This is a genomic window from Brevundimonas sp. 'scallop', assembly GCF_011045535.1.
Lineage (GTDB): Bacteria > Pseudomonadota > Alphaproteobacteria > Caulobacterales > Caulobacteraceae > Brevundimonas > Brevundimonas vesicularis.
Genome location: NZ_CP039382.1, coordinates 660145 through 683764, shown reverse-complemented (window position 1 = coordinate 683764; position 23620 = coordinate 660145). Strand labels below are relative to the sequence as shown.

Below are 23620 nucleotides of genomic sequence, written 5' to 3'. Positions count from 1 at the left end.
CTGGACGGCGCAAGGTCGGGTCGCTTCCACGGAGAAACCGCGCTGCTGTCTGGTCCCGGACAGAAGCGAGCGACGTCGGCGGCCAGGTCTCCTGGCTTGCGGGTCGTAAACCGCCGTCCTCGCCTTCCCAGTTTCCCAGTGGCGCCGGGATCGAAACCCCGGACGGACGACGCTCTCGCCGCCTACAGTTGCGGGCACAGCCACGGCGTCACACCGTGTTCCCTTAACCGCCTGGCGCGGTCTATCGCAATGGCGACAAGACTGTGCAAGGGCCGTTCAACGGCCTTGAGCCGCCGGGCGCGATCCGTCACCCTGTGGCCACATGAACGCGCCCGCCAAATTCCCCGATAATGGGCATCCCCCGGAAATCGCCGCCTCGCTGGAAGGCGCGACGCCGTTCATGGCGCAATATCTGACGGCCAAGGCGGGCCAGCCGGACGCCATCCTGTTCTTCCGCATGGGTGACTTCTACGAGCTGTTCTTCAAGGACGCCGAGGTCGCGGCGGCGGCGCTCGGCATCACCCTGACCAAGCGGGGCAAGCATCAGGGCGAGGACATTCCGATGGCCGGCGTGCCGGTCCATGCGATGGAGGGCTATCTCGCCCGCCTGATCCGCATCGGCCACAAGGTCGCCATCTGCGAACAGCTGGAAGACCCGGCGGAGGCCAAGAAGCGCGGCGGCAAGGCCGTGGTGCATCGCGGCGTGGTCCGGGTTGTCACCCCCGGCACCCTGACCGAAGACAGCCTGCTGGACGCGCGCGGCGCCAATCGTCTGGCGGCGGTCGCGGTGCGTAAAGGTCGGGCGGCCGTCGCCGTGGCCGAACTGTCGTCGGGCGCGGTCGACAGCGTCGCCTGCGCCATCGAGGATCTGGGCGCGGCCCTGGCCGCCTTCCGCCCGTCCGAAGTCCTGGTCACCGACCGGATGTATTCGGACGAGGCGACGCGTGACGCCCTGGACGGCTCGGGCGGCGTGGTCCAGGCGCTGGCCGGCGCCATCGCCGAACCCCAGGCCGCGCGCGCCCGCGTCGAGCGGCTGTACGGCGTCTCGGCGCTCGACGGCTTCGGCGCTTTCGAGGAGGCCGAGGTTTCGGCGCTGGGTCTGATCGCCGCCTATCTGGAGACGACCCAGGCCGGCAAGGTCCCTGCCCTGGCCCCGCCGCGGCGTCTTGGCGAAAGCGGCTTTCTGGCCATTGATCCGGCGACCCGCGCCAGCCTTGAGATCGACCGCACCCAGCGCGGCGAGCGCGAGGGCAGCCTGCTGGCCTGCATCGACCGCAGCGTCACCTCGGGCGGCGCCCGGGCCCTGGCCGAACGCATCGCCCGGCCCTTGCGCGATCCGCTGGCCATCAACGAACAGCTCGACGCTGTCGAATGGCTGCTGGAGCGCCGCGACCTGCGCCGCGACCTCCGTGACGCGCTGAAGGCCTCCTCCGACATCGCCCGCGCCGTCGGACGATTGGCGCTGGGTCGGGGCGGCCCGCGCGACCTGGCCGCCGTGCGCACCGGCCTGTCGATCGCCGAGGGCGTCGCCGGGCTTTTCGTGGGCCAGGTCGATCCTCTGACCGGCCAGCCGCGCCGCATCGCCTCGGCGCTGGACCGCCTAACCCTGTCGCCCGACGTCTCGCGGTTGAAGGCCGACCTGATCGACGGCCTGGTGGACGAGCCGTCCCATCTGGCGCGCGACGGCGGCTATGTGCGCCCCGACTATCGCCCCGAACTGGACGCCGCCCGCACCCTGCGCGACGACAGCCGCCGCGTCGTCGCCGATCTGGAGGCCCGCGCCGTCGCCGAGTCCGGCGTGCCGTTCAAGATCAAGCACAACGCCGTGCTGGGCTATTTCCTCGAAACCAGCGCCAAGGCGGCCGAAGCCTTGCTCCGCGCCGGGCCCGACAGCCCTTTCATCCATCGCCAGACCCTGGCGGCCCAGGTCCGCTTCACCACCGTCGAACTGTCGGAGCTGGACGCCAAGATCAGCCAGGCCGGCCACCGCGCCTTGGCTATCGAAGGCGAGACCTTCGAGGGCTGGCGACGCGAGGCCGCCCGCCTGGCCCAGCCTCTGCAGGCCGTCGCCGAGGCGCTCGCCGAACTGGACGCCCATGCCGCCCTCGCCGAATGGGCCCAGGAAGTCGGCGCGACCCGCCCGATCGTGGACGACACCCTGACCTTCTGCGTCGAGGCCGGCCGCCATCCCGTTGTGGAGGCGGCGGTCAAGGCGGGCGGGGATCCCTACACCCCCAACAACGCCCGGCTGGACGGGTCGGGCCAGGACGGATCGCGCCTGGCCATCGTCACCGGCCCGAACATGGCCGGTAAATCGACCTTCCTGCGCCAGAACGCGCTTCTGGTGATCCTGGCCCAGGCCGGCGCCTTCGTGCCGGCCCGCTCGATGCGGCTGGGCGTGGTGGACCGGCTGTTCAGCCGCGTCGGGGCCGGCGACGACCTGGCCCGCGGCCGCTCCACCTTCATGATGGAGATGGTCGAGACCGCCGCCATCCTGACCCAAGCCACGCCGCAAAGCTTCGTCGTTCTGGACGAGATCGGGCGCGGCACCGCCACCTACGATGGCCTGGCCATCGCCTGGGCCACGGCCGAGGCCCTGCACGAGACCAATCGCGCCCGCACCCTGTTCGCCACCCATTATCACGAGTTGGCCCAGCTGGAGACGCGGCTGGACCACGTCTGCAACCTGTCCATGGTCGCGCGCGAGTGGAATGGCGAACTGGTCTTCCTGCACGAAGCGGCGCCCGGCGCGGCCGATCGCTCCTACGGCGTCCAAGTCGCGAAACTGGCCGGCGTCCCCGCCTCCGTCGTCGCCCGCGCCCGCTCGGTTCTGAACCGGCTGGAAGGCGAAAAGGCCGCCGCCGCCCGCCTGGACGACCTGCCCCTGTTCGCCGTCGCCGAGCCGGAACCGATGCGCGGCCCCTCCCCCGTGGAACTGGCGCTTCGCGACGTCGACCCCGACGACCTGACCCCGCGCGAGGCGCTGGAGGCGCTTTATCGGCTGAAGGGTCTAGCCTGATATGACGAAGGCCCGGACGTCGCCGTCCGGGCCTTGCTTGGAGTCTCGATGCGTTTCGGATCAGGCCTGCATCATCCAGCCTTCGACATCCATGGCCGCCTGACGGACGGCTTCCGAACGGGTCGGGTGGGCGTGGCAGGTGCGGGCGATGTCTTCCGACGCGCCGCCGAAGCTCATGGTGATGGCCGCCTCGTGGATCATCTCGCCGGCCTGCGGACCCATGATGTGGACGCCCAGCACCTTGTCGGTCGCGGCGTCGGCCAGCACCTTCACGAAGCCGTCGGTCTCGTGATTGATCTTGGCGCGGCTGTTGGCGGTGAAGGGGAATTTGCCCTTCTTGTACTGCACGCCGGCCGCCTTCAGCTGGTCCTCGGTCTGACCGACCCAGGCCACTTCGGGGAAGGTGTAGACGACGCTGGGCACCAGGGCATAGTCGACGTGGCCATACTTGCCGGCGATGGTGTCGATCACGGCGACCGCGTCTTCTTCCGCCTTGTGGGCCAGCATCGGACCGTGGGTCACGTCTCCGATCACCCAGACGCCGTCCGCGACCTTGAAGTGGTCATGGTCGATGAAGCCGCGCTTGTCCGGCGTCACGCCGACGCTGTCCAGGCCCAGACCGTCCGTGTACGGACGACGGCCGATGGCGACCAGCACCACATCGCCCTTGATCGTCTCGGCGGCGCCGCCGGCCGACGGCTCGACGGTCAGTTCCACCCCGTCCTTGCCCGACTTGGCGCCCGTGACCTTGGCGCCCAGTTTGAAGCTCATGCCCTGTTTGGTCAGGGTGCGCTGGAAGGCGGTGGCGACCTCGGTGTCCATGCCGGGCGTGATCCGGTCCAGGAACTCGACCACCGTGACCTCGGCGCCCAGACGACGCCAGACCGAACCCAGTTCCAGGCCGATGATGCCGGCGCCGACCACGATCAGCTTCTTGGGCACGGCCGGCAGCGACAGGGCGCCGGTGGAATCGATGACCTTGCCGTCCTCGAAGGCGACGCCCGGCAGCGGGGTCGGCTCCGAGCCGGTGGCGATGACGATGTTCTTGGCGTCCAGCGTCTGGACCGAGCCGTCGGCGGCGGTCACCTCGACCTTGCCTTTGCCGACGATCTTGCCCTTGCCCTTGATCCAGTCGGCCTTGTTCTTCTTGAACAGGAAATCGATCCCCTTGGTCAGGGCCGTGACGCTGTCGTCCTTGGCCTTGTGCATCTGGTCCAGGTGCAGCTTGGGCTGGACCTCGATACCGATCTTGGCGAACTCGGTGTTGGCGGCGTTCCACAGTTCCGAGGCATGCAGCAGGGCCTTGGACGGCATGCAGCCGACGTTCAGGCAGGTGCCGCCCAGCGTCGAACGCATCTCCACGCAGGCGACCTTCAGGCCCAGCTGGCCCGCCCGGATCGCGGCGTTATAGCCGCCAGGGCCTCCGCCGATGATGACGACGTCGTAGGCGGCGGTGGCTTCGGCCATGGTATCCTCTGGTCTTCTGGCGCGCGGGGAAAGGCGCGCGGACACTAGCGTTGGCCCCGCGTGGGTCAACCGCTGGAGCCCATATGGGGCCGCGTTTCGACCAATTGGAGAGGCGGAAACCACGAAAAAGGGCCGGACGTCGCCGCCCGGCCCCTTCGATCATGTCTGACCGCCGCGCTCAGAGCTTGAAGCGCACACCTAGGAAGACGTTGTAGCCGAACTTCTCGTATTCGTAGGTCCGCTCCTTGACGCCATAGTAGCGCACGCCCGCGCTGTCGGTCAGGTTCTTGGCCTCGCCGAACACTTCCACCCCATTGCCGAAGTCGTAGCTGGCGGTGAAGTCCAGTTGGCCGCGACCCTCGACATAGAGGTCCTTGCCGGGGTTGGTCGCGTCGATCGCCTCCAGGAAGTCGCTGCGGTGCGTGTAGGAGACGCGCGCGCTGAAGCCGTACCGTTCGTAGAACAGGGCCGCGTTATAGGTCTCGTCCGACTGACCCGGCAGGGTGAAGGTGTCGCGACCGGCGAAGGCGCGGCTGGTTTTTGATCTCCGCATCCGTCAGCGTGTAGTTGGCGAAGACGCCGAAGCCCGACGCCCAGCCCGGCAGGAAGTCGAACGTCTGCTGCCAGTTGAACTCGATGCCGGCGATATGGCCGTCACGGGCGTTGCGGGCCTCGGTGACCTGGGCGACCGTGGTGGTCGGGGTGACATAGGGCACGCCGTCCGTCACCAGGGTGAAGCGGTAGTTCGACAGGTCCTTGTAGAAGGCGTTGGCCGAAATCACGCCCAGCGGACGCAGATAGTATTCCAAGCCCGCATCGACGTTGTTCGACAGGGTCGGCTTCAGGTCGGGATTGCCGCGCGTCACCGTCGTGCGGCCGCTGTCGGTGGTTTCCAGAACGCGCGGAACGATGTCGGTATAGTCCGGGCGCGAAATGGCGCGGGTCAGGGCGAAACGACCAACCAGCTGATCGCTGAAGCTGTGGCGCAGCGTCAGGTTGGGGAAGAAATCGGTCTGGTCGCGATCGACCTTGACCGGACTCTGGGCGCCGGACAGGGCCACGCTGGTCGCCGAGCCTTCGAAGTCGGTCTTCTCGACACGCAGGCCGACCAGCACATTGGTCGCGCCGATATCGAACCGGGCCTGGCCGTAACCCGCCAGAATATCTTCCTGCGCGATATAGTCGGCGGTGATCGACTGCGGAATGCGGCGCACGCCGGCGGCCGGGTCGGGGTTGGTCGAGCCCGCGCGGACGCGATCGAAATAGTCGGTCACCAGACCCGCATCGAACTTGAAGCCCAGATTGTAGTCGTAGTTCTGCGACGGACGATCGCTCAGCAGCGGGGCCAGGGCGCCGGAGCTGGCGGCCGCGCTCCGATCGCGGAACCGCTCTTCATCGGCCGTGACGTCGCGGGTGCTGTATTTGGCGCCGAACTTCAGCTCGACCTCGCGGCCGCCGATGACGGTGGGCAGCGACAGATTGGTCTTGAACGCCACATCGTCCTGCTCGGTCGTGTTCGAGCGGAAGGTGTTTTCGCGGAAGCTGTAGTTGTTGGCGTTCAGATAGAAGCCCGTCGGCTCGCTGAAGGCCGAATAGGTCGGCTGATAGTGGTCGGCCGTGTTGTAGGACAGGGTAGTCGGGCTGGAGCGATAGACCAGCTCGTCGCGGTGCGGATAGGTCTGTTTGCTGTTGGCGAACGACAGGGCGCCGTCCCAGACCGCCCCATTGCCGAACGTCTGCTCGCCGCCCAGCACCAGGGTGGAGATGTCGTTCTCCTGGGTGCGGTGACGCAGTTGCTTGTAGATGCGGGCGTTGTTGAAGGTCGCGCTGGTGTCGGTCGAACCCGGCTGCAGCGTTCCGTCGCTGTAGGTGAAGTTCAGCGTGTTGCGGAACTCGTCGTCGCGGAACTGGGCGTAGGAGCCCTTGACCCACAGACGGATCGCGTCGCTGGGCCGCCATTCAAGCGCGCCGGTCACGGCCTTGCGGGTCCGTTCGGTCTCGTAGTCCTTGAACAGGGTGTTCTCCAGACCCCAGACCTGGCCGCCGCCTTGCGCAGCGTTGCGATTGATCAGGACCCAGCCGTTCTCGACGTTGTCCGGTCGGCGGTTGGTTTCGGAGAAGCTGACCGACACCAGGGCGCCGAAGGTCTGGTCCGGGCCGAAGACGTTGGAGACGTTCGCGCCCGCGCGATAGTCCTGTCCGCCGTAGTCGTTGTAGCTGCCGCCCGCATAGCCGCTCAGCGCCAGGCGGCGCTTGTCGAAGGGCGAGCGGGTCTTGATGTCCACGGCCCCTGCGATGGAATCGGCGTCCTGGGCCGGCGTCAGGGTCTTGGACACCTCGACGCTGGAGACGATGTCCGACGGCAGGGTGTCCAGATCGACCGCGCGGGTCGTGGGCGACACGGCCGGAATGGCGACCCCGTCCACCGACACGGCGGTGAAGGCGGCCGGCGCGCCGCGCACATTGATGTAGCGCCCTTCGCCCTGGTCGCGTTGGATGGCGATGCCCTGAACGCGTTGCAGCGATTCGGCGACGTTCGGGTCGGGGTAGCGGCCGATGGCGTCGGCCGACAGGACGTTGACCGTGCCGTCGGCATTCTTCTGCTGGTTCAGCGAGCGGGCCACGCCGTCGGTGATGACGCCGGTCACGATCACATCGGCCACGTCGGTCGCCGCCATCCCCCCTGAAGATTGCGCGCCCAGGACGATGGCGACATTGGCGTCTTCGCCCGGCGTGGTCACGACCGTCTGGCTGGTCGAGGGCAGGCCCAGATAATTGACCTCCAGCACCATGGCGCCGCTGGCGGTCGGCAGGGTGAACTCGCCCTGGGTGTTGGTCACGGCCCGCTGGCTGGTCCCGCGCACCAGAACCTCGGCGCCCGGCAGGGGCGCGCCGGCGGCGTTGGTCACCCGGCCGTAGATCACGTCGCCGGCGACCGCAGTTGAGGCCGAGGCTGCGGCGTCGACATCGGCATGGGCGGGCATGGCCAGCGGCGCCAGGATCATCGGCGCCAAGGCGACGCCCATCAGCAGGTTCAGTTTCATGTCAGGTCCCCTTCGGCGAGCGACGTTTCGCTTCAGCCGCTGGAGGGGCCGCTTAACCTTTGGCGGCGACGCGACAGCGACGATTCCACGACGCCTCGTTCGCGGTTTTCAGACGGAACGGCGACGCTTGATCCCTTGACGGAACATCAGTCATCGAACCGGCGCCGAACCGTCACGCTCGCGCCGTTGACCCACGGGCGGCTTGCCGACAGGGACGCGTCCAGATCGTCCGGAGACCGACATGCGCCCTTCCCTCGCCCGCTCGCTGAGCGCCTGCGCCGCCCTGGCCCTGCTCGCCGCCTGCGCCACGCACGAGGTCGATTATCAGGGCGAGGGCGCGGGCCTCGTCGGTCCGGGCGCCCCGGTTACGGCCGTGCTGGAAACCCCGTCGGTCGGCACGGCGGGTCAGGACGCCGCCGACGATCCCGCCGTCTGGGCCTCGGCGAACCCGGTCACGATCATGGGGCGCCAGACGCCCGGCTTCGTCGCCGGCACGGACAAGAAGTCCGGCCTCTACATCTACGGCTTCGATGGCCAGATCCTGCAGTTCCTGCCCGAGGGCCTGCTGAACAATGTCGATGTGGTCGAGGGCCTGTCGGTCGGCGGCCGTCCGCAGGTGGTGCTGGGCGCCAGCGACCGCACGCCGGGCAAGACCGGCATCTCTCTCTACACCTTCGATTTGGCCGGGACGGGCCAGAACGGCGTGCGCTATTGGGGCGCCGTCGCCACCGACGTGGTCGAACCCTACGGCTTCTGCTTTGCGCGGCGCGGGGCCGAGGTTCACGCCATCCTGGTCGGCCATGAGGGCGAGCTGCGCCAGTTCGTCCTGGGCGTAGACGCCGCCGGCCGGCCCACGGCGCGTCTGGTCCGCACCGCCGAGATCGGAACCATCTCCGAGGGCTGCGCCGCCGACGAAGGCACCGACGCCCTCTATATCAACGAGGAGAACGTCGGCCTGTGGCGCTATGGCCTGAACCCGGCGTCGGGTGCGGCCCGCACCCTGATCCAGCCCATCGCCAAGGACATCCTGGTCGCCGACGCCGAAGGCCTGACCACCATCACCGACGGCTCGGGCCGCTACCTGATCGCCTCCAGCCAGGGCGATTCCACCTTCCCCGTCTGGCGCATCGACGGCCCGGCGCCCGAATACAAGGGCCGGTTCAAGGTCGTCGACGGCGCCGTCGACGGCGTCACCGGCACCGACGGCCTGGCGGCCGCCAGCGGCCAGGTCGGCCCCTTCCCCGAAGGCCTGGTCGTCATCCAGGACGACGTCAACGACGTGGGAACCCAGAACTTCAAATACGTCGACTGGCGCGACATCCGACGGGCGTTGGGGCTGTAGCGGCCCCTCGGCGGCGGTCGCCCTCGATCACGTCTCTTTCATCAAGATCCTACGGCATTCAGCGCCGTGCGGGTGCAGTCGGCCATGTCCCTGACGACGTGTCGGCCGATGCAGAACATGTCTTCGTAGCTAGGCTTGGCGGCGGCCAGGCACTGAAACAGGTTCAGCTTGGACATCTGCAGGCAGAAGGTGGCGTTCGGATCCTGCAGGACACCGTCGATTCCATCATCTTTCACGCTTTCGCCCAATAGCGCCCGAGCGGCGACGGACAGGGACCGGGCCACCGCCGGTTTATAGGGAGCCGCCAGAGGCGACGTCGGGATCCGAGAGGGTTCGGCGTGGGCAACCTTCAGCAGCGTCTCGCTCTCGACGTCCGACGCCAGCTGCATTGCGGCGGACGCGGCCTTCGCACGCTCCAGCCGCCCCTGTCGGTCCGCGACGGGCTGGCCCGCCCATCGACGGCGCGGATCGCTACGCGCCTGGATCGTATAGGCATCCGTCTCCACCCGATCCGCTGCGGCCTCGATGGCTGCGGCGCCCTCCTCCATGACCTCGGCGATCAGCCCGGCCGCCACGTCTGCGCCAGGCAAGGTCACGGCATAGGCGGGGTCGGCCGTCAGACGGTCCAGGATTTCGCGGCGCTGCGTAGGATCGGCGGCATAGGACCGCACCCCCGCAACGAAGTCCGGCGACTGCATCGCCAGCACCGCTCCATAGGCTACCAGCCCCCGCGCCAACTGCTCGGCGTTGGAAGTCGCTCCGCGCTGCAATACCGCCTGCACCGCCTCCGCATCGACGAAGCCGCCCTCGAATGTGGCGACATCCCGCATGAAGACCAGATAGACCGACGCCGTCTGCGCCACGCTGTCGTCCAGCTGAATCGAAGGCGGCGGAGGCGGGGGCGGCGCAGGCGGTTCGACCGGCTTGGCGCACCCCGCGATGAGCGCGATCAGGCTCGCGGCCGCCGCAATCCGCGCCCAATGCCGATCCATGCGCTTCACAGCATTGCCAGGATGAACACGCCACAGGCGGCCAACACGGCGACGTTTACGGCGGTCATGGCGGCGACGAAGATCTGGTGGGCGCTGAACTTCATTGGATCTCGGAAGCGGTTCCGGTTTGGGGCCGCTTCGCACGGGGCCGTGGGGCCTGGGTGTGGACTTGATGGAGAAATCGTGGAGACACCCCATCTGGTCTGGATCGCCGTCCATCGCTGGGCGATGTCGTGGAGACACCATGAGCGCCTTGGTCATCATCGCCGAAGACGAACCCGAGATCGCCGCCGTGCTTGACGCCTATCTCGTGCGCGAGGGGTTTCGCACGGTCCGCGCCATGGATGGCCAGATCGCGCTGGACCTGCACGCCGCCCTTCGGCCTGATCTGGTGCTGCTGGACGTGCGCATGCCGCGCGTCGATGGGTGGAGCGTGCTGGGCGAACTGAGGCGTAGAGGCGAGACGCCCGTCATCATGCTCACTGCGCTGGATCAGGACATCGATAAGCTTCAGGCGTTGCGCATCGGCGCGGACGACTATGTCGTCAAACCGTTCAATCCGGTCGAGGTCGTGGCGCGCGCCCACGCCATACTGCGACGCAGCGGCGGCTCGGGCCAAGGCGGCGTAATCCGCCTGGGTCCGCTCGAGATCGATCTGGAGGCGCACATCGTCCAGTGGTGCGGGCTGGACAAGCCGCAGCGCCTGCCCCTGACCCTGACCGAGTTCCGCATGCTGGCCCACATGGCGCGCTATCCGATGCGGGTCTTCTCTCGCGCCGAGTTGGCCGACGCCTGCTTGAAAGGCGATGAGGTGCTTGATCGCACGGTGGACAGCCATCTCAGCAAGCTGCGGCTCAAGTTACGAAACGCAGGCGCCGACGGCGTTCTCGTCGGCGTTCGTGGCGTGGGTTATCGCCTCGAGGTCCTGACGTGAGGGCCGCCCGCGCACTCGGCCGTCGCATCGCCGTGCGTACGGCTCTGGTCATCCTGGGGGTGCTTGGACTTAGCGCCGCCGGCGCATTCGCCCTGTACGGGTGGGTCTTCGAAAATTATCCCGATGCGGTGGCCTCGCCTCAGGCCTGGCGACCGCAGTCCGTGGATTATGTCGCTCTGGCGTCAGCCGCCGTCGTGGCCCTGATCGGCGCGACCGTGGCCGGGCTGCAGTTGGCCCGCCGCCTTGTCATGCCTCTCGCCTCATTGTCCGGCGCCGCGCGAGCGATCGCCGATGGCGACCTGTCGGCGCGCGCCATGACTGGCGATCGGTCTTTTTCGGAGACCGCCGACCTGGTTGACGACTTCAACCTTATGGCTGCGCGGCTTGAGACGCTCGCCGCCGACATGACGACTTGGAACGCCTCGATCGCGCACGAACTGCGAACGCCCGTCACGATCGTCAAAGGCCGCCTGCAAGCGGCCGCCGACGGCGTCCTGCCGCTGGACCGCGAGATGATCCTGACTTTGCTCAAGCCGGTCGACGCCTTGGGCCGCCTGATCGAGGATCTGCGTGTCGTCAGCCTGGCCGATAGCGGTCGTTTGCAACTGCGCCTGACGCCCCAGGACCTGGGTAAGCGATTGGAGGATGTCCGCGCCCTGGTCGACGCTGAAGCCGAGGCAGAGGGCTATCCGATCACCTGGACGACGCCGACTACTGTGGTCGTTTGCGACGGCGACCGCATTCAGCAGGCTGTCTTGGCTCTGCTCGACAACGTGCGCCGCCACGCCGATCACGGCCCTGTCTCGGTCAGCTTGAGGGCCGATGAACGCTTCGCCGTCATCGCCGTGGAGGACAGCGGTCCAGGCCTGCCCGACGCCATGACGCGATCCGTTTTCACCGCCTTCAAACACGGGTCAGGCGAGAATGGCGGGACCGGCCTGGGCTTGGCCGCGGTCCGCGCAATCGCCGAGGCCCACGGCGGATCGGCACGTTACTTGACCGGCGCTCGCCTGGGATCCCGCATCGAGATCTGTATCCCCGCCGTCTCGTAGATGCGGTTCGAAATCACCCGTGCGGTGGAAGACACCTCAAAAATTTAAGCGGTTCCAAGGCCGGGGATGACGACGCCTTACTGATCCTCGTCGAACTTGCGCGCGACCAAGTCCGTCAGGGCTTCCATGGCCTCTTCGGCGTCCGGGCCTTCGGCGGAGACGTCGATGCTGCAGCCGATGCCGGCGCCCAGCATCAGCAGGCCCATGATCGAGCGGGCGTCCACCGTCACGCCGTCGCGGGTGACGTGGATCTCGCTTTCGAAGCTGGAGGCCAGTTTGACGAACTTGGCCGAGGCGCGGGCGTGCAGGCCGCGCGTATTGCAGATGTTCAGGGTCGCGGTGACGGTCATTTTTCGCCTGCGAGCACCCAGGACGCGACGGAGATGTATTTGCGCCCGGCATCCTGCGCATGGGCCACGCAGGATTCCAGCGTCTCGCGCCCACGCACGCTGGCCAGTTTGATCAGCATGGGTAGGTTCAGCCCGGCGATGACCTCGGCGCGGGTCTGTTCCATTACCGAGATGGCCAGGTTCGACGGCGTGCCGCCGAACATGTCGGTCAGCAGGATGACCCCTTCGCCGTCGTCCACGGCAGCGGCCGCGTCCACGATGTCGCGACGCCGACGCTCCATGTCGTCGTCGGGCCCGATGCAGATGGCCGCGACGCCGCGCTGCGGGCCGACCACATGCTCCATGGCGGAGAGAAACTCGGACGCCAACCCGCCGTGGGTGACGATCACCAGACCGATCATGAGGACTTCACTCGCATCCCGCCCCGAACCGTCCCAGGCATTCCCCCGCCCGGCAAGGGAGGCCGGACGCCGCCCTCTATGGACCGCAAGGGGCGTGTCATAGACCCGTCTTTCGGGGTTTCAAAGCGTCTCCAACGCCGCTGCGACCACATCGACGGCTGAGGCGGGTCGGGGATCGAGCGCCAGCAGGGGCAGATCGACCCCCGCGAACGCCCGTGTCTGCGGCTCCGGAAGCCGTTCGACCCCTTCCGCCATACAAACGACGGCCAGCGCCACGCGACAGACCGGGCGTGTTCTGGCGGCCACGATTCCGAGGCCGCGCACCTCGATCCGACCCGCGATGGAGGCCGGCGCCGACGCATGAACGGCCCCGTCCGAGGCCCAGACCTGGGTGTAGTCGTCGCTGACCAACCGCCAGCCGCGCCCGATCAGCCGCAGCGCCAGATCGCTCTTGCCCGCGCCCGACGGGCCCAGGATCATCACCCCCTGCCAGGCCCCACGTCGGCGCACGGCGACGGTGGTGGCGTGGACTGGCTGGCCCGGAGTCACGACCAGCGGCCGACCGCCGGGAAGACGATCTCGAACCGCGCCCCGCCTTCGGACTTGTTTTCGGCGTGGACACGACCGCCATGCGCCTCGACGATCTGACGCACGATGGACAGGCCCAGGCCCGAGTTGGAGCCGAACACCGCCCCCTTGGGCCGCGAAGTGTAGAACCGCTCGAACACCGTCTCCAGGTTCTCGGCCGGAATGCCCGGCCCCTGGTCCTCGACCCGGACCCGGATCGGCAGATCGTCCCCGATGTCCTCCAGCGTCACCCGCACCACGCCGCCTGGGGGGCTGAACGAGCGGGCGTTGTCGATCAGGTTGCGGAACACCTGCCCCAGCGGTCCGTCGCGCCCCATGACGCGCAGGGCCTGTTCGGGCGCCGTCAGCACGACCGGAATATCGCCGGGCTTGGCCGTCGTCTCATAGACGCCGACGATATCGACCAGCAGCCGGTTCAGATCGACCGGCCGCGGCCGATAGCGCGACAGCTCCGCATCCAGCCGCGAGGCGTTGGAGATGTCGGTGATCAGCCGGTCCAGCCGACGCACGTCCTGCTGCAACAGCGCCGTCAGCTTCTCACGGTGCGCATCGGTCTTGACCAGCGGCAGGGTTTCCAGCGCCGAACGGATCGAGGTCAGGGGGTTCTTGATCTCGTGGGACACATCGGCCGCGAACCGTTCGATGGCGTCCATCCGCGTCGACAGGGTGTCGGTCATCGATTCCAGAGACCGCGCCAGATCGCCGATCTCGTCCTTGCGATCCTCGAGGTCCGGCAGGGAGATGGCCCGCGCGCGTTGCAGCTTCACCTGATCCGCCGCCGCCGACAGCCGCATGATCGGCCGCGCCACGAACAGATGCAGCAGCAGCGATCCCAGCAGATTGACCCCCAACGCCACCAGCGCGAACGGGAACAGCGCCTGCCGCTGAGCGCCCAGGATTTCGTCCACGTCCCCGGACTCGACGGTCAGCACGCCCAGCACCTGACGCACATGGCGCACCGGAATGGAGACGGAGACGACGCGGTCGCCGGATTCGTTGCGACGCAGGGTCGATTGGGGCGAGCCGTCCAGCGCTGCCGCCACTTCCGCCGCCAGTTCGCTGTCGGCGCGCGCGACCCGGCGTTCGGACAGCAGATTAGCCTTGGCCGCGTCCTCGGTCGCCGTCCCCGCCGGCTGCGCGTCGGGCAGGGGCCGCCCGCCGATGGCCTCGGTCACCTGATAGCTGTCGACCAGCAACAGGCCGTTCACATCATACAGCCTCACCCGTTGGCCCGCCGGGATGAACCGGTCGGTCAGCCAGATCGACGCGCGGATGGGGTCTAGTTCGGGCGTCGGCTCCCCCCGCGTCACGCCTTCTTCGCGCAACACATTGGCCAGCAGCTCGGCCTGGACCGTCAGCGATTCCTGACGCGCCTCGATCAGGCCCGGACGCCATTCGTTGATCGCCAGCGCCCCGCCGAACAGGATCAGCAGGCTGAGCAGATTGAGCACCAGGATGAAGCCGCCCAGCCGCGATCCGCCGAAGCGGAACAACGGCCGGCGCTGGGGCTCCTCGTCGGGCTCGCGCCCGCCCGGTTCAGCTCTCGCGGTAGCGGTAGCCGACGCCATACAGGGTCTCGATCGCGTCGAACTCATTGTCCACGGCGCGGAACTTCTTGCGCATCCGCTTCACGTGGCTGTCGATGGTGCGGTCGTCGACATAGACCTGATCGTCGTAGGCGGCGTCCATCAGGTTGTCGCGGCTCTTCACGAAGCCCGGACGCTGCGCCAGGGCCTGCAGCAGCAGGAACTCGGTCACGGTCAGCTTGACGGGCTTGCCGTCCCAGGTCGACTCGTGGCGCGCCGGGTCCATCGATAGCTTGCCGCGCTTGATCGCCCGGCCCGAGACTTCGGCGGCCGATTCCGGTTCGCCGCCATCGGCGCCCGTGCGGCGCAGCAGCGCCTTGACCCGCTCGATCAGCAGACGCTGGCTGAAGGGTTTGTGGATATAGTCGTCGGCGCCCAGGTTGAAGCCCAGGATCTCGTCGATCTCCTCGTCCTTGGACGTCAGCATGATGACGGGGATCTGCGAGGTCTGGCGCAGACGACGCAGCACCTCCATCCCGTCCATGCGGGGCATCTTCACGTCCAGGATCGCCAGATCGGGCGGCGAGGATTCCAGCGCGGCCAGACCCGAGGCCCCGTCGTGATAGGCGGTGATCTTGTGGCCATGGCTTTCCAGCGCCAGCGAAACGGACGCCACGATGTTCTCGTCGTCATCGACCAGAGTGATATTGGCCAAGGGTGTCTTCTCCTGAACTTTACGTTCCCGCGAGCAAGAACGCACAGCAAGCGTAACCGTTCGATCTCGGTCACATTAGGGCTAGAGCGTTTCGGGCCGAATGAAAATCGCCTGCAACCCGAAAGCGGTTTGGTGACAGTCAGATGGTCACGGCGCCGCCTCGATTCAACGCGCTCGCACCGTCGCTCCGGCGTGCGCATAAACATTCCGGCTTCGAAAACCTCGCCTTAAAGGCTTGGGATGCAGGATCGGCCCATGGCGGGTCCGATCCATTACGAAGTCTATGTCCGCAAGAGCGCCCCGTCGTCGTGGACGCTGCTGATCGCGACCGAAGACCGCAAACACGCCATCGAGACCGCCGAGGAACAGCTTCGAGACCGTCTCGCCATCGCCTCGCGCGTGACCAAGGAGACGCTGGACCCAGAGACCATGGAGTTCAGCTCCCTGACGATCCTTACGCTGGGCGCGCCGGAGGAGCGAAAGAAGAAGGTCGCCGACAAGGCGGTCCCGCCGGCCTGCAGCAGTCCGGCCGAACTCTATTCGCCCCATGCCCGCGCCCTGATCGGCCGGGTGCTGGAGGACTGGCTGAAACGAGAGGGCGTGACCGCCTTCGAACTGCTGCATAGGCCCGATGTGGCCGAACGGCTGGAGGCGGCCGGGGTCGAGCTCCAGCACGCCATCCAGAAGGTCGCGGTCCCCGAAAGCCAAGCCACGGGCCAGGAGGTGCACGGGGTCGTGCGCCACTATCAAAAGCTGACCGAACAGGCGATGGCCCGGCTGCGCAAGGCCGGACGCGACGGCCTGTTCCCCGCGCTGGACGACCGCTCCATCGCCGATTTGGCGCATCGGCTGACCGGCGCGCCGGATCGGGCGCTGCGCATGGGCGGCGTCGTCGCCGGCGCGCTGAAGGATCGGCGCGGCGCCCGTGATCGCCTGACCGTGCTGATGGATTTGATGGACGCCGCGCCCGCCGACGGCCCGCCGCGCGCCCTGGTCGTCGTGGTGGTCGAGCAGATTGTCGCCGAAATGCTGGCCGTGCGGACCAACCTGACCGAGATCTTGGGCCCTTCATTGGACCAGGGCGCCAATCTGGCGGCTATCGTGCGCATGGTCGCGCCGGACGAGATGGACGCCCTGTTACGGATGGACCCGCGCCTCGCCCTGATGATGCCCCAGGTCGAGGGACCGGCCGCGCGCCTGGGCCTGCATCTGGCCTCGGGTGAGTTTCCGCTTCTGGCCGCGTCCTTGGCTCGCCTTGTCACCCGCGAACTGACCAGCCAGCGCCGCCTCCGCCCCCATGATCCGGTCGGAGAGATCGACATCCTGCGCCTGCTGGCCATGGCCCTGACGGCCTCGGCCGGCCGTCTGCTGACGCTGGAAGAGGTCCAGACCGCCTTCGTCGAACGCTCCAAGAGCCTGGTCACGGCCGATTTCGTCGGCGCCTACGTCAACCCCTGCCCGACGGTACTGGCCGAGGCCGAGCAGCTGACCCGCCTGTGCGAGAACGTGACCGGCGGGGCCAACAAACGCGCCGCCGCGCGGTGGCTCAGCGCCTGTATCGGCTCGCTGCGCTTCGAAACCGAGATCCGCCAGTCCGTCCCCGGCGGCCCCAGCGCCTCGCACAAACTCGCGACCCTGGCCCGGCTTCAACGCTCGGTTCAGGCCGCGCATCTGGCCGACCACGACCAGGCCCAGATCAGGGACGCCATCGGCGCGGTCGGCGCCAATCTGGAGGCCGACGCCCATCTGGTCGCCCAGATCGTCCGCGCCCAGGCGGCTGCGCCCCAAAAGCTGACAGCCCTGCTGAAACTGGCCACCGGGGAAGCCGGCCCGCTCGGCCCCGTCGCCGACCGCGCCCGCGCCGAGGCCATAAAGCTGCTGCGCTCGCCCGACGTCCGCACCGCCCTGACCGCCGCGCCGCAAAACGTCGCGGCGTTGAGAGGCCTGATGCAGCAGGCGGGCCTGGCCGCCTAGGCGGCCTCAGTCGAAGATGTCGAAGATGCTGTCGCGCTTCTTTTTCTTGTAGCGATAGTCGTCGTCGCGATGCCGGTCGTCGCGGTATTTGTCGCCCCGGTAGCCTCGATCGTCGCCGCGATACGGCTGTGACGCCCCGCCGCCCCACGGTTGGGCTGGGGGCTGGGCATAGGGCTGAGGCTGCGGCGGCGGCGCATAGGCCTGCGGCGCGGGCGCGACCGGGGCTGTGGCGCGGCCCTCCTCGACGGCGGCGGCCATCAGCTTTTCCAGCTCGCCGCGATCCAGCCAGACGCCCCGGCAGTCGGGGCACATGTCGAACTGGACGCCGTTGCGCTCCAGCGTTTGCATGGCGGCGTTGTCGTTGGGGCACATCAGAAGGGGCATGTCGGGCTCCGATCGAAAAAGAATGGGCGGTCGATGCGACAGGCCAGGAGGGGAAAGCTTCGCCGCATCGACACGCCCTTGCGGTCCGACATCGCGTCGCACGATCCGGCGCAAGGAAGGGGGACGCCAGACCGCGAGAACGCCAGAGGGGCCCGTTCCGCCTCTTCAAGCTAGGCGCCGTCGCCGCCCGCCGCCATGCGTCGCGGGGCCGCAGGGGGCTTCGGCCGGCCCCGCCATCCTATTAGCGACGACGATTGCGAGATTTTACCACGGCTTACGACCGACCAGCGACCCTTCGCCTGTCATGACCCTGGACCGGGTTAGAATGGAGCCCCGATCTTTGACATCTTCGCGCGCCGCCAGAACGCGCGCCGAATTAGACAGATTAGACGAATTAGACGGTGTTTTTTGTCAGCGCACGCGCCGGCTGAAGTGCACGGATTGCACTTGGAAAATTTCAGCAGACCTGCCCGGCGGCCCAGCCCGACGACCAGGCCCACTGGAAATTATAGCCGCCCAGCCAGCCGGTCACATCGACCGCCTCGCCGATGAAATATAGCCCCGGAACCGCCTTGGCCTGCATCGTCTGCTGGTCCAGCGCGGCCGTATCGACCCCGCCCAGCGTCACCTCGGCGGTCCTGTAACCTTCGGACCCCACCGGCTTGACCGCCCAGGCGTTGACCGCCTGGTCCAGCCGCCGCAGCACCTTGTCCGACAGGTCCGCCAGATTGCCCGACGCCCCTTCGCGCTGGCACAGGCTCTCGGCCAGACGACGCGGCACGATATGGCCCAGCGCCGTATGCACGGCCTGTTTGCCGTTCGACGCCTTGGCCGCCTTCAACTCCTCGAACACGTCGCGGCCCGGCGCCATCGACGCCACCACCGCCTCGCCCTCGCGCCAGTAGGAGCTGATCTGAAGAATGGCCGGACCCGACAGGCCACGGTGGGTGAACAGCATGGCCTCATCAAAGCTGGGTCTACCGCCCTTCGGGCTGCTTGAGCCCGTTGTCACTCTCGCGTCCACCGCCACCCCCGCCAGCGACGTCAGCGTCTCCAGCAGTCCCGCCTCGAACGTCAGGGGGACCAGCGCCGGCCGGGTCTCGGTGACGCGAATGTCGAACTGACGCGCCACCTCATAGGCCCATCCGGTCGCTCCCATCTTGGGGATCGACTTGCCGCCGGTCGCCACGACCAGCGACGCCGCCGTGACCTTCGATCCATCCGACAGGATTGCGGTAAAGCCGTCGCCGGATCGTTCGATCCGCGGCACCCCGGTCTTCAGGCTCAGGGTCACGCCCGCCGCCGCCATGTCGTCGGTCAGCATACGGACGATCTGCTTGGCGCTGTCGTCGCAGAACAGCTGGCCCAGCGTCTTCTCATGCCAGGCGATCCCGGCCTTATCGATGCGCTTGACGAAGTCGTGCTGGGTGTAGCGGCGCAGGGCCGAGGTCGCGAACCTGGGGTTCTCGCCCAGGAAGTTCGCCGGCCCGCAGCCCAGATTGGTGAAGTTGCAGCGCCCGCCGCCCGAGATGCGGATCTTCTCGCCCGGCCGGTCGGCATGGTCCACCACCCTGACCCGCCGCCCGCGTCGCCCGGCCTCGATGGCGGCCATCATCCCGGCCGCGCCGGCCCCGACCACCAGGACGTCGACGAGGACGTCCGAAGACGCCCTCGTCACTTGGAACCTCGCGGTTCCAGCCTCGGGGAGAGCTTAATAACGGTAGTGATCCGCCTTGAACGGGCCTTCGACCGGCACGTTGATGTAGTCGGCCTGGTCCTTGGTCAGGACGGTCAGCTTGGCGCCCAGCTTGGCCAGGTGCAGCATGGCGACCTTCTCGTCCAGGTGCTTGGGCAGGGTGTAGACCTTGTTCTCGTACTTGTCGGCGTTGGTCCACAGTTCGATCTGGGCCAGCGTCTGGTTGGTGAAGGACGCCGACATCACGAAGGACGGGTGGCCCGTGGCGTTGCCCAGGTTCACCAGGCGGCCTTCCGACAGCAGGATGATCTTCTTGCCGTCCGGGAACTCGACGTGGTGGACCTGCGGCTTGATCTCGTCCCACTTGAAGTTCTTCAGGCCGGCGACCTGAATCTCCGAGTCGAAGTGGCCGATGTTGCAGACGATGGCGTTGTTCTTCATCTGCCGCATGTGGTCGACGGTGATGACGTCCTTGTTGCCGGTCGTCGTCACATAGATGTCGGCGCGGCCGGCGGTGTCGTCCAGCGTCTGGACCTCATAGCCTTCCATCGCGGCCTGCAGGGCGCAGATCGGGTCGATCTCGGTCACGATCACGCGGGCGCCGCCCTGGCGCAGCGAGGCGGCCGAGCCCTTGCCCACGTCGCCGTAGCCGCAGACCACCGCGACCTTGCCCGACAGCATGACGTCGGTGCCGCGACGGATCGCGTCGACCAGCGATTCCCGGCAGCCGTACAGGTTGTCGAACTTGGACTTGGTGACGCTGTCGTTGACGTTGATGGCGGGGAAGGGCAGCTCGCCCTTTTCGGCCATCTGATACAGGCGGTGCACGCCCGTGGTCGTCTCTTCCGACACGCCGCCGATGGCGTCGCGGATGGCCGAATAGAAGCCGGGCTTCTCAGCCAGATAGCGCTTCATGACCTTGAAGAGGGCCTCTTCTTCTTCGTTCTGGGGATTGGCCAGAACCGAAATGTCCTTCTCGGCCTTCGGACCCAGCACGCACAGCAGGGTCGCGTCGCCGCCGTCGTCCAGGATCAGGTTCGGATAGCCGCCGTCGGCCCATTCGAAGATCTTGTGGGCGTAGTCCCAGTACTCTTCCAGCGTCTCGCCCTTGGTGGCGAAGACCGGCGTGCCGTTGGCGGCGATGGCGGCGGCGGCGTGGTCCTGCGTCGAGAAGATGTTGCACGAGGCCCAGCGCACTTCGGCGCCCAAGGCTTCCAGCGTCTGGATCAGGACCGCCGTCTGGATCGTCATGTGCAGGCTGCCGGCGATGCGGGCGCCCTTCAGCGGCTGGCTGGCGCCGAACTCGTCACGCAGGGACATCAGGCCCGGCATTTCGGTTTCCGCGATCTCGATTTCCTTGTTGCCCCAGTCGGCCAGGGTGATGTCGCGAACGATGTAGTCGGTCATGGCTTGGGCTCCCGGCCGCAATGAGTTTGGGCCCTCATAGCCCGGCGCGCGTCGAGTATCAACAAACACATAAAGATATCCTTATGCGATCCAGGCTCAGCAGTTTCTTAAATCCTGGCCGGTAGAGAGCTCATCATGGAACGTCGCGCTCTTCTCGGTCTCGCCGTCGTCGCAACGGCCGCCGCCTCGACCTCCGCCCGCGCTTCGAGCGGCGGCGCAGCGCCGTCGGCCGACACCTATATCCGGCTGCCAGTCATCACCGCCTCGATCCTTCAGGCGAACGGTCGTCGGGGCGTGCTGACCATCGAAACCGGCGTCGATGTGCCCGATGCGACCCTTCGCACCCGCGCCCAGCAGTCCGCGCCGCGCCTGCGCGCCGCCTACAACACCGCCGCCCAGCGCTTCGCCAACGGCCTGCGTCCCGGCGTCGTTCCCGACATCGACCAGCTGTCGGCCGCGCTTCAGGCGGCGACCAACGCCACCCTGGGCCGCCCCGGCGCCCGTCTGCTGCTCGGCACCGTCATGGCGGTCTGACTTCCGCCTCTAGAGGAACGAGTAGGGGTCCACGTCCACCGTCAGGCGGACGGAGCCCGGCACCTTCACCCGCTGAAGCCAGGCCCGCAGGAAGGCCTGGAGGTTTACGTCCCGGTCGGCCCGCACCAGCAGCCGCTTGCGCCGCCTCCCCCGCACCAGGGCCAGCGGCGCATCGGCGGGGCCATAGACCTCCAGCCGTTCGGCGTTGGGAATGGCCTGGGCCAGGTCGTTCGCCGTCTTCTCCACGGCGGCCGCATTCTCGCTGGACAGGATGATCGCCGCCAGCCGGCCATAGGGCGGCAGGGACGCGGCTTCGCGCTCAGCCATCTCGGCCTCGACGAAGGCGTCACGATCGCCGGCCGCCAGGGCCATAAGCACCGGGTGCTCGGGCGTCCAGGTCTGAAGCAGCGCCCGCCCCGGCCGATCCGCACGCCCCGCTCGCCCGGTCGCCTGGGTCAAGAGCTGATAGGTCCGCTCGGCCGCGCGCAGGTCGCCGCCCCGCAGGCCCAGATCCGCATCCACCACGCCCACCAGCGTCAGACGCGGGAAGTTGTGGCCCTTGGCCGCGGCCTGCGTCGCCACCAGAATGTCGATCTCCCCGTCCGTCATCCTCTGGATCAGGGCGCGCGCCGACCGGGCGTCGGGCGCGGTGTCGGAACTGAACACCGCGGTGCGCGCCTCAGGAAACAGCTGGCGCACCTCTTCCTCGACCCGCTCGACCCCCGGCCCCACCGAGACCAGCGAATCCTCAGCCCCGCACGAGGGACACAGTTTGGGCCGCGCCATAGAGAAGCCGGTCAGGTGACAGACCAGCCGCCCGGTATAACGATGCTCGACCAGCCAGCTATCGGTGTCCGGAGCCGTCAGCCGATGGCCGCAGGCGCGGCACAGGACCACTGGCGCATAGCCGCGCCGGTTAAGAAACAGCAGGGTCTGCTCACCGCGCAGCAGGGTCTCGCCGATGGCCAGACGCAGGGGTTGCGACAGCCAGGTCTGCGGGTCAGGCGTGTTCTGCCTCAGGTCCAGCAGGGCGATGTCCGGCAGAACCGCCGTCCCGTGCCGTGCGCCCAGCTTCAGCCAGTCGTAGCGCCCGCTCTGCGCGTTCCACAGCGTCTCCAGCGACGGCGTCGCTGAGGCCAGGACCACCGCCGCCCCCTCGATCCGCGCCCGCGCCACGGCCAGGTCGCGGCCGTGATAGACCAGGCCTTCCTCCTGTTTGAACGAGCCGTCATGCTCCTCGTCCACGACGATCAGGCGCAGATTGACGAAGGGCAGAAACAGGGCCGAGCGCGCCCCGACCACGATGTTGCAGCGCCCGGCGACGACCGCCTCCCAAACCTGGCGGCGGCGCGGCGGGGCGACCCCGGAATGCCATTCGGCCGGGGCGGCGCCGAACCGCGCCGTGATCCGCTCGATCAGGGCCTGGGTCAGAGCGATCTCGGGCAGCAGGATCAGGATCTGCGCCGTTGGATCGGCCCGCAGCACCCGCGCGATGGCCTCCAGATAGGCCTCGGTCTTGCCCGAGCCCGTCACCCCATCCAGCAGGAAGGGGCGGAAGCCGCCGCCCGCCACGCCCTCCGCCAACGCCGTCGCCGACGCCGCCTGGTCGCCGTTCAGCGCGGCGGGGGCGTGGTCGGGGTCGGGCCGGTCGAACGCCGCCTCGGCCGCGATCTCGATGATCTCCAGCACGCCCTCGTCGATCAGGCCCTTGACCACGCCCGACGACACGCCCGCCGCCCGCGCCAAGTCGGCCGGCGGCATGGCGCGATCGCCCAGGGCCTCCAGCACGCCCGTCCGGGCCGGGGTGGCGCGCGACGGTGACCGCTCGCCCACGCGTCGCACCCGGCGTTCCGGCCGGGGCCGAGGCGCGCGCAAGCCCTTCAGCGCCGTCGCCGCCATCTCGCCGGGCGCCGACAGGGTCCAGCGTCCGGCCCATTCGATGAAATCCATGACGCCCGCCGGCAGGGGCGGATCATCCAGGCGGCTGTCGATCGCCTTTAGGCGCCGGTTCGACCCCGTCGTCTCGAACACCTCGGACACCACGCCCCGGATCAGGCGCGGCCCCAGCGGCACGGCGACCTGATCGCCTCGCGCCAAATCTCCGTGGGCCAGGCTCAGCGCCTCGGGAACCTCGTAGTCGAAGGCCTCCGGCACCGGCAGGGGAATGAGGACCGAGGCGACTTTCACCGAACTGC

At 68.0% G+C, this 23620-nt stretch carries 19 protein-coding genes and 1 riboswitch; of the genes, 6 read left to right on the top strand and 13 right to left on the bottom strand.

What is annotated here, in order from left to right; translation table 11 throughout:
* Nucleotides 1-63: 63 nt before the first annotated feature.
* A riboswitch (cobalamin riboswitch) is annotated at nucleotides 64-272 on the bottom strand.
* A gap of 128 nt (nucleotides 273-400) precedes the next feature.
* On the top strand, nucleotides 401-3019 hold the full coding sequence (gene mutS, locus E4341_RS03310) for a DNA mismatch repair protein MutS (protein WP_370458478.1): 2619 nt from the start codon (nucleotides 401-403) through the stop codon (nucleotides 3017-3019).
* Nucleotides 3020-3079: 60 nt separating this feature from the next.
* Here mutS and lpdA read toward each other — a convergent pair whose 3' ends face one another.
* The 3 genes from lpdA to E4341_RS03300 all read right to left on the bottom strand — a co-directional run bounded on the left by lpdA (nucleotide 3080) and on the right by E4341_RS03300 (nucleotide 7530).
* Nucleotides 3080-4486, bottom strand: a complete 1407-nt coding sequence (gene lpdA / locus E4341_RS03305; protein WP_165115140.1) for a dihydrolipoyl dehydrogenase — start codon at nucleotides 4484-4486, stop codon at nucleotides 3080-3082.
* Between the two features lie 178 nt (nucleotides 4487-4664).
* Nucleotides 4665-5039 (bottom strand): TonB-dependent receptor, encoded by a 375-nt coding sequence (locus tag E4341_RS15470; RefSeq protein ID WP_240893605.1) that lies wholly within the window; start codon nucleotides 5037-5039, stop codon nucleotides 4665-4667.
* On the bottom strand, nucleotides 4960-7530 hold the full coding sequence (locus tag E4341_RS03300) for a TonB-dependent receptor (protein ID WP_240893604.1): 2571 nt from the start codon (nucleotides 7528-7530) through the stop codon (nucleotides 4960-4962). The genes E4341_RS15470 and E4341_RS03300 overlap by 80 nt, the downstream gene beginning before the upstream one ends.
* Nucleotides 7531-7771: 241 nt before the next feature.
* Here E4341_RS03300 and E4341_RS03295 point away from each other — a divergent pair, with 241 nt between their 5' ends.
* The gene (locus E4341_RS03295) at nucleotides 7772-8872 is read left to right on the top strand and encodes a phytase (RefSeq protein WP_165115138.1); all 1101 of its coding nucleotides are present in this window, start codon (nucleotides 7772-7774) and stop codon (nucleotides 8870-8872) included.
* 41 nt (nucleotides 8873-8913) lie between these two features.
* On the opposite strand, the gene E4341_RS03290 is transcribed toward E4341_RS03295, so the two are convergent.
* Nucleotides 8914-9864: a hypothetical protein gene (locus tag E4341_RS03290; protein WP_165115136.1), complete on the bottom strand. Its 951-nt coding sequence runs from the start codon at nucleotides 9862-9864 to the stop codon at nucleotides 8914-8916.
* A gap of 244 nt (nucleotides 9865-10108) precedes the next feature.
* Between E4341_RS03290 and E4341_RS03285 the strand changes: the two genes are divergently transcribed.
* Nucleotides 10109-10798: a response regulator gene (locus tag E4341_RS03285; protein WP_165115134.1), complete on the top strand. Its 690-nt coding sequence runs from the start codon at nucleotides 10109-10111 to the stop codon at nucleotides 10796-10798.
* Nucleotides 10795-11850 carry an ATP-binding protein gene (locus E4341_RS03280; RefSeq protein ID WP_165115132.1) on the top strand — a complete coding sequence of 352 codons (1056 nt, stop codon included), beginning with the start codon at nucleotides 10795-10797 and terminating at the stop codon, nucleotides 11848-11850. The genes E4341_RS03285 and E4341_RS03280 overlap by 4 nt, the downstream gene beginning before the upstream one ends.
* 77 nt (nucleotides 11851-11927) lie before the next feature.
* On the opposite strand, the gene E4341_RS03275 is transcribed toward E4341_RS03280, so the two are convergent.
* The 5 genes from E4341_RS03275 to E4341_RS03255 all read right to left on the bottom strand — a co-directional run bounded on the left by E4341_RS03275 (nucleotide 11928) and on the right by E4341_RS03255 (nucleotide 15430).
* Nucleotides 11928-12200: an HPr family phosphocarrier protein gene (locus E4341_RS03275; RefSeq protein WP_017506134.1), complete on the bottom strand. Its 273-nt coding sequence runs from the start codon at nucleotides 12198-12200 to the stop codon at nucleotides 11928-11930.
* A complete protein-coding gene (locus tag E4341_RS03270; protein ID WP_017506133.1) occupies nucleotides 12197-12601 on the bottom strand; it encodes a PTS sugar transporter subunit IIA in 405 nt (134 codons plus the stop codon). The genes E4341_RS03275 and E4341_RS03270 overlap by 4 nt, the downstream gene beginning before the upstream one ends.
* Before the next feature lie 120 nt (nucleotides 12602-12721).
* Nucleotides 12722-13150, bottom strand: coding sequence for an HPr kinase/phosphorylase (locus tag E4341_RS03265; RefSeq protein WP_165115130.1), 429 nt, complete (start codon nucleotides 13148-13150; stop codon nucleotides 12722-12724).
* Entirely contained in the window at nucleotides 13147-14757 is a 1611-nt protein-coding gene (locus E4341_RS03260; protein ID WP_165115128.1) for an ATP-binding protein, read from the bottom strand. Before E4341_RS03260 ends, E4341_RS03265 begins: the two co-directional genes overlap by 4 nt.
* Nucleotides 14726-15430 (bottom strand): response regulator transcription factor, encoded by a 705-nt coding sequence (locus E4341_RS03255; protein WP_039243953.1) that lies wholly within the window; start codon nucleotides 15428-15430, stop codon nucleotides 14726-14728. The genes E4341_RS03260 and E4341_RS03255 overlap by 32 nt, the downstream gene beginning before the upstream one ends.
* Nucleotides 15431-15685: 255 nt before the next feature.
* On the opposite strand from E4341_RS03255, the gene E4341_RS03250 reads away from it, so the two are divergent.
* Entirely contained in the window at nucleotides 15686-17404 is a 1719-nt protein-coding gene (locus tag E4341_RS03250) for a hypothetical protein (protein WP_165115126.1), read from the top strand.
* 6 nt (nucleotides 17405-17410) lie between these two features.
* Here E4341_RS03250 and E4341_RS03245 read toward each other — a convergent pair whose 3' ends face one another.
* The 3 genes from E4341_RS03245 to ahcY form a co-directional block, all read right to left on the bottom strand.
* Entirely contained in the window at nucleotides 17411-17788 is a 378-nt protein-coding gene (locus tag E4341_RS03245; RefSeq protein ID WP_055754375.1) for a zf-TFIIB domain-containing protein, read from the bottom strand.
* A gap of 457 nt (nucleotides 17789-18245) precedes the next feature.
* Nucleotides 18246-19403 carry an aminoacetone oxidase family FAD-binding enzyme gene (locus E4341_RS03240; protein ID WP_240893650.1) on the bottom strand — a complete coding sequence of 386 codons (1158 nt, stop codon included), beginning with the start codon at nucleotides 19401-19403 and terminating at the stop codon, nucleotides 18246-18248.
* Nucleotides 19404-19499: 96 nt separating this feature from the next.
* Nucleotides 19500-20891 carry an adenosylhomocysteinase gene (ahcY, locus tag E4341_RS03235; RefSeq protein ID WP_017506126.1) on the bottom strand — a complete coding sequence of 464 codons (1392 nt, stop codon included), beginning with the start codon at nucleotides 20889-20891 and terminating at the stop codon, nucleotides 19500-19502.
* Nucleotides 20892-21026: 135 nt separating this feature from the next.
* Here ahcY and E4341_RS03230 point away from each other — a divergent pair, with 135 nt between their 5' ends.
* Nucleotides 21027-21425, top strand: coding sequence for a hypothetical protein (locus tag E4341_RS03230; RefSeq protein WP_055807568.1), 399 nt, complete (start codon nucleotides 21027-21029; stop codon nucleotides 21423-21425).
* Between the two features lie 9 nt (nucleotides 21426-21434).
* Here the strand turns inward: E4341_RS03230 and E4341_RS03225 are convergent, their stop codons facing one another.
* Entirely contained in the window at nucleotides 21435-23612 is a 2178-nt protein-coding gene (locus E4341_RS03225; protein WP_165115122.1) for a primosomal protein N', read from the bottom strand.
* Nucleotides 23613-23620: the final 8 nt, after the last annotated feature.

Excerpts from the sequence above, each read along its gene's own strand:
- mutS (WP_370458478.1), top strand. The coding sequence starts at position 401 with ATGGCGCAATATCTGACGGCCAAGGCGGGCCAGCCGGACGCCATCCTG.
- lpdA (WP_165115140.1), bottom strand. The coding sequence starts at position 4,486 with ATGGCCGAAGCCACCGCCGCCTACGACGTCGTCATCATCGGCGGAGGC.
- E4341_RS15470 (WP_240893605.1), bottom strand. The coding sequence starts at position 5,039 with ATGCGGAGATCAAAAACCAGCCGCGCCTTCGCCGGTCGCGACACCTTC.
- E4341_RS03300 (WP_240893604.1), bottom strand. The coding sequence starts at position 7,530 with ATGAAACTGAACCTGCTGATGGGCGTCGCCTTGGCGCCGATGATCCTG.
- E4341_RS03295 (WP_165115138.1), top strand. The coding sequence starts at position 7,772 with ATGCGCCCTTCCCTCGCCCGCTCGCTGAGCGCCTGCGCCGCCCTGGCC.
- E4341_RS03290 (WP_165115136.1), bottom strand. The coding sequence starts at position 9,864 with ATGGATCGGCATTGGGCGCGGATTGCGGCGGCCGCGAGCCTGATCGCG.
- E4341_RS03285 (WP_165115134.1), top strand. The coding sequence starts at position 10,109 with ATGAGCGCCTTGGTCATCATCGCCGAAGACGAACCCGAGATCGCCGCC.
- E4341_RS03275 (WP_017506134.1), bottom strand. The coding sequence starts at position 12,200 with ATGACCGTCACCGCGACCCTGAACATCTGCAATACGCGCGGCCTGCAC.
- E4341_RS03270 (WP_017506133.1), bottom strand. The coding sequence starts at position 12,601 with ATGATCGGTCTGGTGATCGTCACCCACGGCGGGTTGGCGTCCGAGTTT.
- E4341_RS03260 (WP_165115128.1), bottom strand. The coding sequence starts at position 14,757 with ATGGCGTCGGCTACCGCTACCGCGAGAGCTGAACCGGGCGGGCGCGAG.
- E4341_RS03250 (WP_165115126.1), top strand. The coding sequence starts at position 15,686 with ATGGCGGGTCCGATCCATTACGAAGTCTATGTCCGCAAGAGCGCCCCG.
- E4341_RS03245 (WP_055754375.1), bottom strand. The coding sequence starts at position 17,788 with ATGCCCCTTCTGATGTGCCCCAACGACAACGCCGCCATGCAAACGCTG.
- E4341_RS03240 (WP_240893650.1), bottom strand. The coding sequence starts at position 19,403 with ATGATGGCCGCCATCGAGGCCGGGCGACGCGGGCGGCGGGTCAGGGTG.
- ahcY (WP_017506126.1), bottom strand. The coding sequence starts at position 20,891 with ATGACCGACTACATCGTTCGCGACATCACCCTGGCCGACTGGGGCAAC.
- E4341_RS03230 (WP_055807568.1), top strand. The coding sequence starts at position 21,027 with ATGGAACGTCGCGCTCTTCTCGGTCTCGCCGTCGTCGCAACGGCCGCC.